The organism is Bradyrhizobium sp. McL0615 (genome assembly GCF_049993905.1).
Taxonomy (GTDB): Bacteria; Pseudomonadota; Alphaproteobacteria; order Rhizobiales; family Xanthobacteraceae; genus Bradyrhizobium.
Genome location: NZ_CP188254.1, coordinates 2,573,281 through 2,587,556, shown reverse-complemented (window position 1 = coordinate 2,587,556; position 14,276 = coordinate 2,573,281). Strand labels below are relative to the sequence as shown.

Genomic DNA, 14,276 nt, shown 5'->3' with positions numbered 1-14,276 from the left:
AAAGCTACTCACGTGATGCATATCACAGGGTTTCTGTCCGGAATGCATCTAGGCTTTTAAATCAGGTACCGGCCCGCCGGGATGGCACCGGAGTCTGGATTTTCGCGGCGCGGTTAACGCGCTTCCCGTCTCGCGTCGGGCTGTTCGCCCTGACATGCAAAATTGGATATCGCTGTGACCACATTTAGCAAAACGCCGCTTCTCGATACGATCCGTACGCCCGACGATCTGCGCAAACTCAAGATCGAGCAAGTGCAGCAGGTCGCGGACGAACTCCGCCAGGAAACGATCGACGCCGTTTCCGTGACCGGTGGCCACTTCGGCGCTGGCCTCGGCGTCGTCGAACTGACCACCGCGATCCACTACATCTTCGACACGCCGCGCGACCGCCTGATCTGGGACGTTGGCCACCAGGCCTACCCGCACAAGATCCTGACCGGCCGCCGCGACCGCATCCGCACACTGCGCACCGCCGGCGGCCTCTCCGGCTTCACCAAGCGCACCGAGAGCGACTACGACCCGTTCGGCGCCGCGCATTCCTCGACCTCGATTTCGGCCGGCCTCGGCATGGCCGTGGCGCGCGACCTCTCCGGCGGCAAGAACAACGTCATCGCCGTGATCGGCGACGGTTCGATGTCCGCCGGCATGGCCTATGAAGCCATGAACAATGCGGGTGCGATGAACTCCCGCCTGATCGTGATCCTCAACGACAACGACATGTCGATTGCGCCGCCGGTCGGCGCGATGAGCGCCTACCTGTCCCGCCTCTACTCCGGCAAGACTTACCGCACGCTGCGCGAGGCGGCCAAGCAGATCAACAAGCGTCTGCCAAAAATCCTCGCCAACCGCGCCAACCGCGTCGAGGAATATTCCCGCGGCTTCATGATGGACGGCGGCACGCTGTTCGAGGAGCTCGGCTTCTACTACGTCGGCCCGATCGATGGTCACAACCTCGACCATCTGCTGCCGGTTCTGAAGAACGTCCGCGATATGGAAACCGGCCCGATCCTGGTCCATGTCGTGACGCAGAAGGGCAAGGGCTACGGCCCGGCGGAAGCTTCCGCCGACAAGTATCACGCGGTGGTCAAGTTCGACGTCGCCACCGGCGCCCAGGCGAAAGCCAAGCCGAACGCCCCGGCCTACCAGAACGTGTTCGGCCAGAGCCTGGTCAAGGAAGCCGAGAAGGACGACAAGATCGTCGCCATCACCGCGGCGATGCCGTCCGGCACCGGCGTCGACATCTTCAACAAGGCCTTCCCCAACCGGACCTTCGACGTCGGCATTGCCGAGCAGCATGCGGTGACGTTCGCCGCCGGCCTCGCCACCGAAGGCTACAAGCCGTTCTGCGCAATCTACTCGACCTTCCTGCAGCGCGGCTACGACCAGGTGGTCCACGACGTCGCGATCCAGAGTCTGCCGGTACGTTTTGCGATCGACCGTGCCGGTTTGGTCGGCGCAGACGGCGCGACCCATGCGGGCTCCTTCGACAACGCCTATCTCGGATGCCTGCCGAACTTCGTCATTATGGCCGCGTCCGACGAGGCGGAACTGGTGCACATGGTTGCGACGCAGGTTGCGATCAACGACCGGCCGAGCGCGGTGCGCTATCCGCGCGGCGAAGGCCGCGGCGTTGAAATGCCCGAGGTCGGCATCCCCCTCGAAATCGGCAAGGGCCGCATCGTCCGCCAGGGCAACAAGATCGCCCTGCTCTCGTTCGGCACGCGCATGGCCGAATGCGAAAAGGCGGCCGACGAACTCGCCGCCCACGGCCTCTCCACCACCATCGCCGACGCGCGTTTCATGAAGCCGCTCGACGTCGATCTGGTGCTGAAGCTGGCGCGCGACCACGAGGTGCTGCTCACCATCGAGGAAGGCTCGATCGGCGGCTTCGGTTCGCACGTCATGCAGACGCTGTCCGACCACGGCATGCTCGACGGCGGCCTGCGGATGCGCGCGATGATCCTGCCCGACGAGTTCATCGACCACGACTCGCCGACCGCGATGTATGCCCACGCCGGACTCGACGCCAAGGGCATCGTCGCCAAGGTATTCGATGCGCTCGGCAAGGACTACAAGACCGAGACGGTCAAGCTCGCCTGAGGCTTAAGCCGCTTCGGTTCTAACCTGCTCAGAACCGAAGCGCTGGCTCTTTCGCCGGTAAATCCCCATGAAGATCTATCTGGCAGGTCCCGACGTGTTCCTGCCGGACGCCATCGAGATCGGGCGACGCAAGGCCGCGATCTGTGCCCGCCATAGTGTGAGCGGGCTCTATCCGCTCGACAATGCGGTCGATCTTTCGGCCGCCGATGCCTCGCTCGCAATCTTCAAGGGCAACGAGGCCATGATGGACGCGGCGGACGCGATCATTGCCAATTTGACGCCGTTTCGCGGCCCCAGTGCGGACTCGGGCACGGTCTATGAACTCGGCTACATGGCCGGCCGCGGCAAGTTCTGTCTGGCCTACAGCAACGACCCCGCGGTCTATGTGGAGCGCGTAAAGCGGATCTATGGCGTGACCCAATCCGCGACCGGCCATTTGGTCGACGATGACGGACTGACGGTGGAAGATTTTGGCCTGCCCGACAATTTGATGATGATCCACACGCTCGATCTGCATGGTGCTAGACTGGTGACGCCGCGGCAGCGACCTGCGGATATCTGGCACGATCTCACCTCGTTCGAGGCCTGCGTCGCGCTTGCGGCGGATCGCGCCATCGGCAAATCGAACTGACGCAAATCGGACGGACATTGGCTGACAGGAACCACAGCGAGACTTCTGGCCGCAAGCGCGTGGACGTGCTGCTGGTCGAGCGCGGCCTGTTCGAAAGCCGCGCCCGCGCCCGCGCGGCGATCGACGCCGGCGGCGTGATCGCCGACGGCAGGCCCGTGTCGAAGCCATCCGAGATGATCGCCGCCAGTGCCGAATTGTCCGCGCAGCCCGCGCACCCCTATGTCTCGCGCGGCGGCGTCAAGCTTGCCGGCGCCCTGGAATTGTATCCGATCGAGATCGAGGGCCATGTCTGCCTCGACGTCGGTGCCTCCACCGGCGGCTTCACCGAGGTGCTGCTGCAAAACGGCGCGAGCCTCGTCTTCGCGATCGATGTCGGACGCAGCCAATTGCACCCCTCGCTGCGCGATCACCCCAAAATCGTGTCGATGGAAGAAACCGATATCCGCAAGTTCGAGGGCAAGCGGCTGCCCGCGCGGCCCGATATCGTCGTCATCGACGTCAGCTTTATTTCCCTGAAGGCGGTGCTGCCGGTGGCGCTGTCGCTTGCCGCCGCGCCGATGCATCTCCTGGCGCTGATCAAGCCGCAATTCGAAGCGGAACGAAAGCATTCCAAGCACGGCATCATCCGCAACGCGATGGTGCATCAGGAAATCTGCGACGATATTTCGGCATTCGCGACATCGCTCGGCTGCACCGATATCCAGGTGTTTCCCTCGCCGATCACCGGCGGCGACGGCAATATAGAATTCTTCATGGGCGCACGCCGTGGCTGACAGCGAGCGCCTCGTCATCGATCATGTCGGCCATCACGGCGACGGCGTCGCCATCGCCATCGCCGGCGGGGGCAATATCTACGTGCCGTATACGCTGGGCGGCGAAACGGTCGACGTTGGCGCGGTCCCAGGCCACCATCCCGACCGCCGGCGATTGCTCGCGGTCGAGGCCGCAAGCGTGGAGCGGATCGCTCCGTTCTGTCCGCATTTCGGCGTCTGCGGCGGCTGCGCCATCCAGCACTGGGATACCACCCCCTATCGCGCGTGGAAGCGCGAGCTCGTGGTGACGACGCTGGCGCAGGCAGGAATCGATTGCGACGTCGCGCCCCTGGCCGATGGCCATGGCGCAGGCCGCCGGCGCATCACACTTCATGCGCGGATGGGAACCCACGACGTGCTCAAGGTCGGCTATGCGGCGGCCGGTTCGCACGACATCATCCCGATCGACCGCTGCCCGATCCTCGACCCGCATCTGAACGGCGCGATCGAGGTGGCCTGGGCCATCGCCGAGCCGCTGATTTCGATCGGCAAGCCGCTCGACATCCAGGTCACCGCGACCAATAGCGGGCTCGATGTCGATGTGCGCGGCTCCGGCCCGCTATCGACGGCCTTGATCACACGGCTGTCGCGCATCGCCGAACAGCATCGGCTGGCGCGGCTGACGCGCCATGGCGAGTTGGTCTTGATGCGAACACCGCCGGTGATTTCGATCGGCCCGGCCCAGGTGGCGCTGCCACCCGGCTCGTTCCTGCAGGCAACGGTGGCCGGCGAGGAAACGCTGGCCGCGCTCGTCTCCGAGCATTGCAAGCGCGCCAAACATATTGCCGACCTGTTCTGCGGCGTCGGCCCCTTCGCGCTGCGGCTGGCGGCCAAGTCGCGGGTAACCGCCTTTGACAGCGATGCGGGCGCGGTCACCGCCTTGCAGAAGGCCGCGACATCCACCTCGGGGCTGAAGCCGGTCAGGGCCGAGCCACGCGATCTGTTTCGCCGCCCGCTGATGCCGCAGGAATTGCGCGACTACGACATGGTCGTGTTCGATCCCCCACGGCAGGGCGCGCAGGCGCAGGCGACACAGTTGGCGGCGAGCAAGGTGCCGACGGTGGTTTCGGTATCGTGCAACGTCACGACATTTGCGCGCGACGCGAAGACTTTGATCGACGGCGGCTACAAGATCGACGGCGTCACGCCAATCGACCAGTTCCGGCACACGCCGCATGTGGAATTGGTGGCGAGGTTTAGAAGATAAGCGCCCTGTCTTCACCCTCCCCTGGAGGGGGGGTCGCCGCTCATGAAATGAGCGGCGGGGTGGGGTGACGGTCTCTCCATATCCAACAGTGCCCGAGTGGAGAGACTGTCACCCCACCTCGCCGCGCTTACGCGCGCCGATCCTCCCCCTCCATGGGAAGATAAGAACCCTCACCTTCCCCACCTGTCCTGCCAGATCTTCTCGCCGATCATGCAATTGACGCGCGCTTCCCGGCCGGCGGCCGGCACGACCGGGCGTTCGGGGGTGCGTCCGGCGACTTCCAGCAGCAGCTTGGTACGGATCGCTTCCTTGAACTTCTCACGGTCCTTGATCGTGACGACGAACGAGCCGGGGCCGCCGATGACGCAGTCCTCGTAATAGAGATCGAGATTGTCGATATCCATGGTGGAGTAAGACGGCTCTTTCACCATGATCGGCAAGCCGTTGATGACGACGCCCTTTTCCACCGCGGCATCGCGCGCGATGACGACCGGCGCGCCGTTGTTGTTCGGGCCATCGCCGGAAATGTCGATCACCCGCCGCAGGCCGCGGTGCGGGTTCTCGTCGAACAGCGGCATGGCGAAGTTGATCGCGCCCGAGATCGAGGTGCGCGACGCGCGGCGGATCGGAGTTTTGAGGATTTCATTGGCGACGGCATCGGCCGTCTCGGGCCCGTCGATCACGCGCCAGGGGATGATGATCTTCTGGTCGGTCGAGGCCGCCCATTCGAAATAGGTGATCGCGATCCTGCCGTTCGGGCCGCTCTTCAGCGCCTGCAAAAATTCCTTGGAGACGATCGCCTGCGCGTAGCCCTCCCGCTGCAGCGCGAGTTCATCCAAGTCCATCGAATAGGAAACGTCGACGGCAAGCACGAGTTCGACGTCGACGCTCGGATTGGCTTCCTTGTCGGCCAGTTGGCGGCTGGCGGCGTTCGGCTGGTGGCCCGGCCGGTTCGTGGGGTTCGGCGCGGCAAAACTCGCCACGTCGCCGCCGGCGAGTATGCCCGCGACAAGCACGACCCCGATCGAGACATACCAGCGCATTGCGGCCCTCCCGTCGAACGACAGTGATGGTGACATGCAAAACGGCCGGCGCAAAGCGCTGAAATCATTTGTCCTTCACATTCGGGTTAGGATCGGGATTCGCCTACCGTCCGGCCTGCTCGACCGGTTCCGCTTGCGGATTGCGCTACCTGCCTACGAATTGAACGATTGCAGCACCCGGCGCGACGCCTGCGATGCGGCTGCCAGGAGCCGCATTGGCACGATCATGGTTACGCCGCAAAACTTCCCGCAAATGACAGCCTGCCGCCCAGTTTCAGAACCGGGCGGGAGTCTGTAAGCTGATCGAGACGGCCGTCAGCCGCGGCGATCAGGACATAGCGCAGCGATTGGCGGATTGCCGCGCCAACTGAGCGCTGCCGGCCCGTCTTGGGTTCGTTCGCTTCGGGACTAGAAATGGCCGGTACCACCGTCACGCCAAAGACCAAGGTCAAGACCAAGATCGAGCGGCCGCGCCTGCACAAGGTCATCCTGGTCAATGACGACTTCACGCCGCGCGAATTCGTCGTCACGGTGCTGAAGGCCGAATTCCGTATGACCGAGGATCAGGCCCACAAGGTGATGATCACGGCGCACCGCCGCGGCGTCTGCGTCGTCGCCGTGTTCACCAAGGACGTCGCCGAGACCAAGGCGACGCGCGCCACCGACGCCGGCCGCGCCAAGGGCTACCCGCTCCTGTTCACGACCGAGCCGGAAGAATGATTTCCCGTAGCCCGGATGAAGCGCAGCGCAGCAGCGGTCAACGACGACTTTACGTCCATGTGGTTTGTATTTACTACTCACGATGGATTGTCGCATCACCGGGAAACAGATCCATAAGACCATGATACGAGCCCATCGCCGCTGACCCTGTGGTCGCGGTCTTCACCACGGACATTGTCGAGACCAACACGCGCGACCGACGCCGGCCGCGCCGGGAGCTACTTGCTGCCGTTCAAATTGGAGTAACAACAAGGCTATGAGGAAAATCGTCGCTACCACATTGCTGCTGATCTCAACGCCGGCGATGGCCGGCACCTATGTCGCGCCTGTTGTCCGCGTCGCCCCGGCGCCGGTCGTTCGCGTGGCTCCTGTTCACGTTGCGCCGGTTGATCGCGTCAATCCAGTTGTTCGCGTCAATCCGGCTGTTCGCACCCATACGGTGGTCAAGCCGGTAACGACAATCGGCCGGCCTGTCGTGCATCGGCATCATCCGCGAACACAGCCTGTCATCGTTTATACGGCTGCCCAGAAGCCGAAATGCGCGGAGGCGAAGCCCGGTTCGAAGGAGTGTGCGAAGAAGTGACGGGCGGCCACCGCCCTCAGTTCGCCGAGGTTTCGTCGGCCAGGCCGTAGACGCGCGCGGCCTTGGCGAAGCCGGCAACTGGAAACTCGCCGAGATCGCTCCAGCCTCCCCGACAGAAGCCGGCAAATCCTTCCGATGCCACGATGGTGCGCCTGGTCTGGCTGGCGATCTTTTCCAGCCGTGCTGCGAGGTTCACCGCAGGTCCGATGCAGGTGAAGTCGAGCCGGTTGCCGCCGCCGATATTGCCGTAGAGAATTCGCCCGACATGCAGCGCGACGCCGAAGCGAAACCGTTCGACGGCGTCGCCGATCGGATATTGCAAGTCGGCGACGCTGGCGCGGGATTCCTGGGCGGCTTCGAGCACGCGCGAACAAACCTGTTCCTCGTCGCCGACATATTCATCGATCGGGAAAACCGCGAGCAGGCCGTCACCCATATATTTCAGCACTTCGCCGCCATGATTCCGGATCGCGGTAACCTGGCAGTCGAAGTAATTGTTCAGGACGTCGACCACGGTTTCCGCCGGCACGCGATCGGACAGCGAGGTGAAGCCGCGCAGGTCGGACAGCCAGATCGCGGCATTCATGGTCTCGGTATGACCGCGCCTGATCTGGCCGCCGAGGATGCGTTCGCCGGCGCGGTTGCCGACATAGGTATCCAGCAGGCTCGCCGCGGTGCGAGTGAGGCTGATGATCTCGATCACCCGCGCCAGCGGCGTCACGACCCTTCGCAGCGCCGCCAATTGTTCTTCCGTAAATCCGCCCGGCTGTTTCGTGGTCCAGCTCGAGGCATTCACCGTGCCGCCGACAAAGGGCAGCGGCAGCGCGATATAATCCGTGACGCCTTCGGCGCGAAGTTCATCGACGATCGGAAAACCGCTGCTCCTGATATCATCGGTCCGGACCCGAACCTCCAGCCCCTGCTGGAAAACGATCTTCAACGGGCTGGTGTGAAATTCCGGTGACTCCAGGATATGGTAGTCCACCGTGCCGGTCTCGACCTCGGAGCCCGGCTTCCAGATGAAATTGCGGCCATAGATCTCGGGATGCAGCGTGCGGACGAAGACGCCGATACGCCAGAGCGGCAGCCCCGCCGCGACCATCCGTTCGCAGCACTCGGCCATGAACCGGATCGGGCTGGCCGCGGATCTCCCGCCGTCGATCAGCCAGTCGGTCAATTCCTGCAGCTTCGATGCATCCATGACGCCGGTATTTGCCGCGCAACCCCATGAAAGGTCAAGCACACGCTACCACGACAGGTGGCGTGACCCGGTGGCAGAGCTGCGCTAGCCTGACGATATAAAACAAAAGGAAACGTCAAAGTGTACGACTTCATCATCGTTGGCGGAGGGTCCGCGGGCTCGGTCATGGCCCACCGCCTCTCTGCCAAAAGTGCCAATAAAGTCCTGCTCTGCGAAGCCGGCCAGGACACGCCGCCGGGCAACGAACCAGCAGAGATTCGCGACAGCTATCCGGGAACAGCGTATTTCGATCCGCGCTTCCATTGGACCGAACTCAAGGTCACGACCCAGGTTGTCAGTCACAACAATCCCGACGAGGCCAGGCCGCCCTTACGGAAATATGAGCAGGCGCGCGTGCTGGGTGGCGGGTCTTCGATCAACGGCCAGATGGCCAATCGCGGCGCGCCGACGGATTACAATGAGTGGGAAGCGCGCGGCGCCACGAGCTGGAGCTGGGACGACGTGCTGCCCTATTTCAAGAAGGTCGAGCACGACCTCGATTTCGACGGACCGTTCCATGGCAAGGATGGGCGCATTCCCGTCCGCCGTATTCCGCAAGCGCATTGGACCAAGCATTCGCAGGCGATGGCCGAGGCCTGCAAGCAAGCCGGCTTCAAGTTCCTGCCCGACCAGAACGGCGAGTTTGTCGACGGCTATTTTCCGGTGACGCACTCCAATCAGGACGAGCAACGGGTCTCGGCCGCCATGGGCTATCTCGATCGCGCCACACGCCAGCGCGCCAACCTGACCATATCGACCAAGACGCAGGTGAAGGAGCTGCTGTTCGAAGGCACGCAATGCGTCGGCGTCAAGGCACTCGTCGATGGCCGCGAGCAGGAGTTCCGCGGCCGCGAAATCATCCTCTCGTGCGGCGCTATACATTCGCCAACGCATTTGTTGCGCGCCGGCATCGGACCGGTCGGACACCTGAGAGACATGGGCATTCCGGTGCTGGCGGGCCTCGCGGGCGTCGGCCAGCGCCTGATGGACCACCCCTCCATCTCGCTGTCCTCGTTTGTCCGTCGTGGCGCGCGCATGAACGCGCACACCAGACGTCACATGCAGATGGGACTGCGCTATTCCTCGGGGCTTCCGGGCATTCCCGCCGGCGACATGTTCGTCGTCGTCATCACCAAGTCGGCCTGGCATGCGGTCGGCGAGCAGATCGGCTCACTGCTCACCTTCGTCAACAAGACCTATTCGGAGACCGGTCAGGTAAAACTCTCCTCACGCGACCCGCGGGAAGAGCCGATTGTCGAGTTCAACCTGTTGTCGGACCGGCGCGATCTCGACCGACTGATGAGCGGCTTTCGCAAGATGGCGGGCTTGCAGATGAGCGCGCCGCTCAAGGCGGTGACCGACAAGCCATTCCCGGCCGCCTATTCCGACCGCGTGCGCAAGATCGGGGTGGTCAACACCAAGAACAGGATTCTCACTGCCATCGCCGCAAAGCTGATGGACGGGCCGGCGGCGCTGCGCCACTACATGATCGACAATTTCGTCGTCGAAGGTTTTACGTTCGAGCAGGTGATGAGCGACGACGAGGCACTCGAAGCCTTCGTGCGCAAGGCGGCGATCGGCGTGTGGCACGCCTCCTGCTCATGCCGGATGGGCCGCCCCGACGATCCGATGGCGGTCGTCGACACCCAGGGCCGCGTCAAGGGCGTGCAGGGTTTGCGCGTGGTCGACGCCTCGATCTTCCCGGTGGTGCCGTGCGCCAACACCAATTTCCCGGTCCTGATGACGGCGGAGAAGATTGCAGACGCGATGCAGTGAGGGAGCCGTAGGGCGGATTAGCGTTAGCGTAATCCGCCCTACGTTTTCACGCGTCCCCTGCCAACGCTCTTCTCGCTAAGCCGAGAGCAAATCTGACAACTCCTTCAGTGCAGCCGTGAACGTCGCGCGGCCGACAACTGCATCCAGTTGCATTGCGTTGGATCGGAACACAACAATCATTTGTCGCCGCAAGACGAATGGAAAGAACAGCCTCTGCAGGATGCTTTTGGGAGTACGTTCCAGCCGAGCGTCCACTCTCAACGTGAGGTCTCTAACTTGAATCTCACTCAGATCCTTATTCTCGCACGCCAGCAAGGCGCCGCTGACGATCTCGCCCAGCTCCGGCAGTGTAAGCAGCATCGATTGATGATAGTCAGCGGACCTCGACACCAGTTCGGCAGTGCCTGTTGTCAAATTCACAAACAGATCAGGGCCCGAAAGACTGACGCGGCGCTGAACGCTAATCCGCGCCACAAAATCTACCCGCCGACCTGGCCGCGGTGCCGGAGAAAATGATCGGCCAGCACGCAGGCCATCATCGCCTCGCCGACCGGCACCGCGCGGATGCCGACACAGGGGTCGTGGCGGCCTTTGGTCATGATGTCGGTGTCGGCGCCGGCGCGATCCACCGTCTTGCGCGGCGACAGGATCGACGAGGTCGGCTTCACCGCAAAGCGCACCACCACCGGCTGGCCGGTCGAGATGCCGCCGAGCACGCCGCCGGCATTATTGGACAGGAAGCGCGTGCCGTTGTTGCCGGTGCGCATCTCGTCGGCGTTTTCCTCGCCCGACAATTCGGCGGCGCCAAAGCCTGCGCCGATCTCGACGCCCTTCACGGCGTTGATGCTCATCATCGCCGCCGCCAGTTCGCCGTCGAGCTTGGCATAGATCGGCGCGCCCCATCCCGGCGGCACGCCTTCGGCCACCACTTCGATCACGGCGCCGATCGAGGAGCCGCTCTTGCGGATGCCGTCGAGATACTGCTCGAAGAACGCGGCCTTGTCCTTGTCCGGGCAGAAGAACGGATTGCGCGCGATCTCGTCCCAATCCCATTTGTCGCGGTCGATCTTGTGCGGGCCCATCTGCACCAGCGCGCCGCGCACTTTTACGTCGGGGAGAATTTTGCGCGCGACGGCGCCGGCGGCGACGCGCGTAGCCGTCTCGCGCGCCGACGAGCGCCCGCCGCCGCGATAATCGCGCAGACCGTATTTGGCCTCGTAGGTGAAGTCGGCATGCCCCGGACGAAACTTGTCCTTGATCTCGGAATAGTCCTTGGAGCGCTGATCGGTGTTCTCGATCAACAGCGCGATCGGCGTCCCCGTCGTCACCTGCACGCCGGTCTCGGGATGCGCCATCACGCCGGACAGGATCTTTACGGCGTCCGGCTCCTGGCGCTGGGTGGTGAAGCGCGATTGTCCCGGACGGCGGCGATCCAGATCGTGCTGGATATCTTCTGATGTCAGCGGGATCAGCGGCGGGCAGCCGTCGACCACGCAGCCGATCGCGATCCCGTGGCTCTCGCCGAAGGTCGTGACCCGGAACAGGTGGCCGAAGGTGTTGTGGGACATTTGCGCTATTTGCTCGCCAAAGTAAGTCAATTCTGACTTGTCGTAACGCGCGGCGGTCGAACCGGCAACCGTCATTCCGGGGCGATGCGAAGCATCGAACCCGGAATCTCGAGATTCCGGGTCTGGTCCTTCGGACCATCCCGGAATGACGGCGGTGGGCGCCGCCCTTAACTATACTTCCGCAAACCGCCGTCGCGGAACACATAAACCGCGCCCTGCTCGATCAGGAGGTCGGCGGCGCTGGCTGGCGTTTCGATGCCGAGCGCCACCATCAGCGCCCGCGCCGTGCCGCCATGGGCCACGGCGACGGTGTCGCTATCGACGGAATCGTACCACTCGCGCATCCGAGCCTGCACTTGCGCGTAGGTTTCGCCGCCTTCCGGCGCCATCGTCCATTTCGCCGTCAGCCGCTTGGCATAGAGCACGGGATCGGCGGCCTGCATCTCGGCCAGCGTCGAGCCCTCCCAGACGCCGTAGCCGATCTCGCGCAGGCGATCGTCGAGCGCATATTTTTCCGGCGGCAGCTCCAGCGCGCCACGCACCAATTCCATCGTGGCCCGCGCCCGCTGCAGCGGACTTGCGACGAACGGCAGCGTCGCCTTGTCGCAGCCATCGCGCGTGAGGAGATCGGCGAGGACATTGCCGGCATGGGCCGCCTGCTTGCGGCCGAGATCGTTCAGCGGAACGTCCTGCGTGCCTTGCAGCCTGCCTTCCGCGTTCCACGACGTCTCGCCATGGCGGATGTAGTAGATCACGGGCGCTGGCATCGGACTGTCAGGCTATTTCCTGCTCGGCAAATTGAAGAGCGAATTGTCGGGCGCATCGGAGCGCTTTGCCGATGCCGAGGATCACCCTGCGTTTGCCCTGCAGACCTGATTTTTGCGACATCTTGCTTTCCAATTGCGCGTCCCTGTGAGCTTGGAGGTACACCAGCACTCCGACGCGGTCGAGCCTGAATCTGCTTCCGGATTAACGCTGTTTTCGATGCGCCTCAATGGCTGGAATAGATGAGCCGATTAGGTGTTATGTTCGATAAGGCGTTCGCGCCCTCGTAACTTTTGCAACCCTTTGCAATCTGGTGCCGATGACCGCGTTTCGTCAAAGTGTCGAAGCCATGATTCCGGCGCTCCGTCGCTATGCACGTGCGCTCGCGCGCGATGCCGACATCGCCGACGATCTGGTGCAGGATACGCTGGTGCGTGCGTTGCGTTCGGAAAAACTGTTTCTCGGCGGCGACGTCAGAAGCTGGCTCTATACGATCCTGACCAATTTGAACAAGAACCGGCGGCGGTCGCTGGCGCGGCGGCCGCAATTCATGCCGCTGCTCGACAACAACCCGGATGCCAGCGGCACCGAGGCCGAGGGCCGCGATATCGCCCGCGCGCTGGCGACGCTGGTGGAAGAACAGCGCTCGGTGCTGCTGCTGGTGATGCTGGAAGGGCTGAGCTACCGCGAGGTCGCCGACATCCAGGGCGTGCCGATCGGCACCGTAATGTCCCGGCTTGCCCGCGCACGCGCGCACGTCAAAGCTTCGCTCGAGGGCGAACGCACGGCGCTGCGGCGGGTGAAATGAAGATGCGAGTGACAGGCGTGATGCATAGACAGACCAGGAATGGACAGAGACCACGACAATGACCGATCCCCACATTCCCGTCACCGAAGACGAGCTGCATGCTTACGTCGACAACGAGTTGCCGGCGGAACGCCGCGGCGATGTCGAGGCGTGGCTCGCCTCGCATCCCGACGATGCCGCGCGGGTTCATTCGTGGCGCACGATGGCCGAAGCGCTGCATGCCAGATACGATTCGGTGATCGACGAGGCAGTACCGAAGCGGCTCGAGATCGAACGGCTGGTGCGACAGCCGCGCAAATGGGTCTACGGCGCGATCGCGGCCACGCTGGCGGCGTTCATCGTTGGCGGCAGCGTTGGCTGGTTCGCGCGCGGCGCTGCGGCAGGGCCCTCCCCCTTTCAAAGCCTGACGGTGAACGCGATCGAGGCGCACCGGCTTTACGTGGTGGAAGTGCGCCACCCCGTCGAGGTGCCGGGCAGCGAACGCAGCCATCTGCAGCAATGGCTGACCAAGCGCTGCGGCTGGGCCGTACGCGCACCGGAACTGGCAGGCGCCGGATTGAAGCTGGTCGGCGGGCGGCTGTTGCCGGGTTCTGCGGGTCCGGCATCCTTCATGATGTATGAGAGCGCTTCCGGCGAGCGCTTCACGATCTACACCGCAAAATCGGATGCCGAGGCGACGCAGATGCGATTCGCGGCGGAAGGCAATGAGAGCACGCTGTTCTGGGCCGATGACGGCGTCGTGTATGTCGTGGTGTCCACCGGCGCTGACCGGGGGCGGCTGACCCAGATCGCCCAAGCGGTCTACGACCAGATGGAGAAGAAGACCTGAACCTGTAGCCCGGGTAACGCGCAGCGAAACCCGGGATCAGTGCGACCGGACGGCGTGTTGCCCGATTGCGCCTCGATCCATCCGCTTGCGGCAGGAAAAGTGGCAGCCAGGCAACGCCAAGCCGTCTTGTCCCAATTCTGACATCGAAAATCTGGAATCAAAACACCGGTACGTCTCATTAATGCACCGGGTGA

15 protein-coding genes are annotated in these 14,276 nt (G+C 63.6%); 9 read left to right on the top strand and 6 right to left on the bottom strand.

What is annotated here, in order from left to right; genetic code table 11:
* Nucleotides 1-174 precede the first annotated feature (174 nt).
* The 4 genes from dxs (at nt 175) to ACPPVP_RS12425 (ending at nt 4,750) form a co-directional block, all read left to right on the top strand.
* The gene (dxs, locus tag ACPPVP_RS12440) at nt 175-2,100 is read left to right on the top strand and encodes a 1-deoxy-D-xylulose-5-phosphate synthase (protein WP_426534533.1); all 1,926 of its coding nucleotides are present in this window, start codon (nt 175-177) and stop codon (nt 2,098-2,100) included.
* Nucleotides 2,101-2,167: 67 nt separating this feature from the next.
* The gene (locus ACPPVP_RS12435) at nt 2,168-2,731 is read left to right on the top strand and encodes a nucleoside 2-deoxyribosyltransferase (RefSeq protein WP_426534531.1); all 564 of its coding nucleotides are present in this window, start codon (nt 2,168-2,170) and stop codon (nt 2,729-2,731) included.
* Between the two features lie 17 nt (nt 2,732-2,748).
* On the top strand, nt 2,749-3,504 hold the full coding sequence (locus ACPPVP_RS12430) for a TlyA family RNA methyltransferase (protein WP_426534529.1): 756 nt from the start codon (nt 2,749-2,751) through the stop codon (nt 3,502-3,504).
* A complete protein-coding gene (locus ACPPVP_RS12425; protein WP_426534527.1) occupies nt 3,497-4,750 on the top strand; it encodes a class I SAM-dependent RNA methyltransferase in 1,254 nt (417 codons plus the stop codon). The genes ACPPVP_RS12430 and ACPPVP_RS12425 overlap by 8 nt, the downstream gene beginning before the upstream one ends.
* A gap of 170 nt (nt 4,751-4,920) precedes the next feature.
* On the opposite strand, the gene ACPPVP_RS12420 is transcribed toward ACPPVP_RS12425, so the two are convergent.
* A complete protein-coding gene (locus tag ACPPVP_RS12420; protein WP_426534525.1) occupies nt 4,921-5,793 on the bottom strand; it encodes a DUF1194 domain-containing protein in 873 nt (290 codons plus the stop codon).
* A gap of 414 nt (nt 5,794-6,207) precedes the next feature.
* On the opposite strand from ACPPVP_RS12420, the gene clpS reads away from it, so the two are divergent.
* Nucleotides 6,208-6,513, top strand: a complete 306-nt coding sequence (clpS, locus tag ACPPVP_RS12415; RefSeq protein WP_426534523.1) for an ATP-dependent Clp protease adapter ClpS — start codon at nt 6,208-6,210, stop codon at nt 6,511-6,513.
* A gap of 256 nt (nt 6,514-6,769) precedes the next feature.
* Entirely contained in the window at nt 6,770-7,096 is a 327-nt protein-coding gene (locus ACPPVP_RS12410; protein ID WP_426534521.1) for a hypothetical protein, read from the top strand.
* A 16-nt stretch (nt 7,097-7,112) separates the two neighbouring features.
* Here the strand turns inward: ACPPVP_RS12410 and ACPPVP_RS12405 are convergent, their stop codons facing one another.
* Entirely contained in the window at nt 7,113-8,297 is a 1,185-nt protein-coding gene (locus tag ACPPVP_RS12405) for an adenylate/guanylate cyclase domain-containing protein (RefSeq protein ID WP_426534519.1), read from the bottom strand.
* Between the two features lie 120 nt (nt 8,298-8,417).
* Between ACPPVP_RS12405 and ACPPVP_RS12400 the strand changes: the two genes are divergently transcribed.
* Complete coding sequence (locus tag ACPPVP_RS12400; protein ID WP_426534517.1) at nt 8,418-10,112, top strand: GMC family oxidoreductase; 1,695 nt, start codon at nt 8,418-8,420, stop codon at nt 10,110-10,112.
* A gap of 75 nt (nt 10,113-10,187) precedes the next feature.
* Here ACPPVP_RS12400 and ACPPVP_RS12395 read toward each other — a convergent pair whose 3' ends face one another.
* From ACPPVP_RS12395 to ACPPVP_RS12380, 4 genes are all read right to left on the bottom strand, one after another.
* On the bottom strand, nt 10,188-10,586 hold the full coding sequence (locus tag ACPPVP_RS12395) for a hypothetical protein (protein WP_426534515.1): 399 nt from the start codon (nt 10,584-10,586) through the stop codon (nt 10,188-10,190).
* Nucleotides 10,587-10,591: 5 nt separating this feature from the next.
* Nucleotides 10,592-11,680: a chorismate synthase gene (aroC, locus tag ACPPVP_RS12390; protein ID WP_426534513.1), complete on the bottom strand. Its 1,089-nt coding sequence runs from the start codon at nt 11,678-11,680 to the stop codon at nt 10,592-10,594.
* 167 nt (nt 11,681-11,847) lie between these two features.
* Entirely contained in the window at nt 11,848-12,447 is a 600-nt protein-coding gene (locus tag ACPPVP_RS12385; RefSeq protein WP_426534511.1) for a histidine phosphatase family protein, read from the bottom strand.
* A gap of 7 nt (nt 12,448-12,454) precedes the next feature.
* Nucleotides 12,455-12,580 (bottom strand): hypothetical protein, encoded by a 126-nt coding sequence (locus tag ACPPVP_RS12380; protein ID WP_426534509.1) that lies wholly within the window; start codon nt 12,578-12,580, stop codon nt 12,455-12,457.
* 184 nt (nt 12,581-12,764) lie between these two features.
* On the opposite strand from ACPPVP_RS12380, the gene ACPPVP_RS12375 reads away from it, so the two are divergent.
* Together ACPPVP_RS12375 and ACPPVP_RS12370 are read left to right on the top strand one after the other, a co-directional pair.
* Complete coding sequence (locus ACPPVP_RS12375; protein WP_426534507.1) at nt 12,765-13,253, top strand: RNA polymerase sigma factor; 489 nt, start codon at nt 12,765-12,767, stop codon at nt 13,251-13,253.
* A gap of 58 nt (nt 13,254-13,311) precedes the next feature.
* Nucleotides 13,312-14,082, top strand: coding sequence for an anti-sigma factor family protein (locus ACPPVP_RS12370; RefSeq protein ID WP_426534505.1), 771 nt, complete (start codon nt 13,312-13,314; stop codon nt 14,080-14,082).
* Nucleotides 14,083-14,276 lie beyond the last annotated feature (194 nt).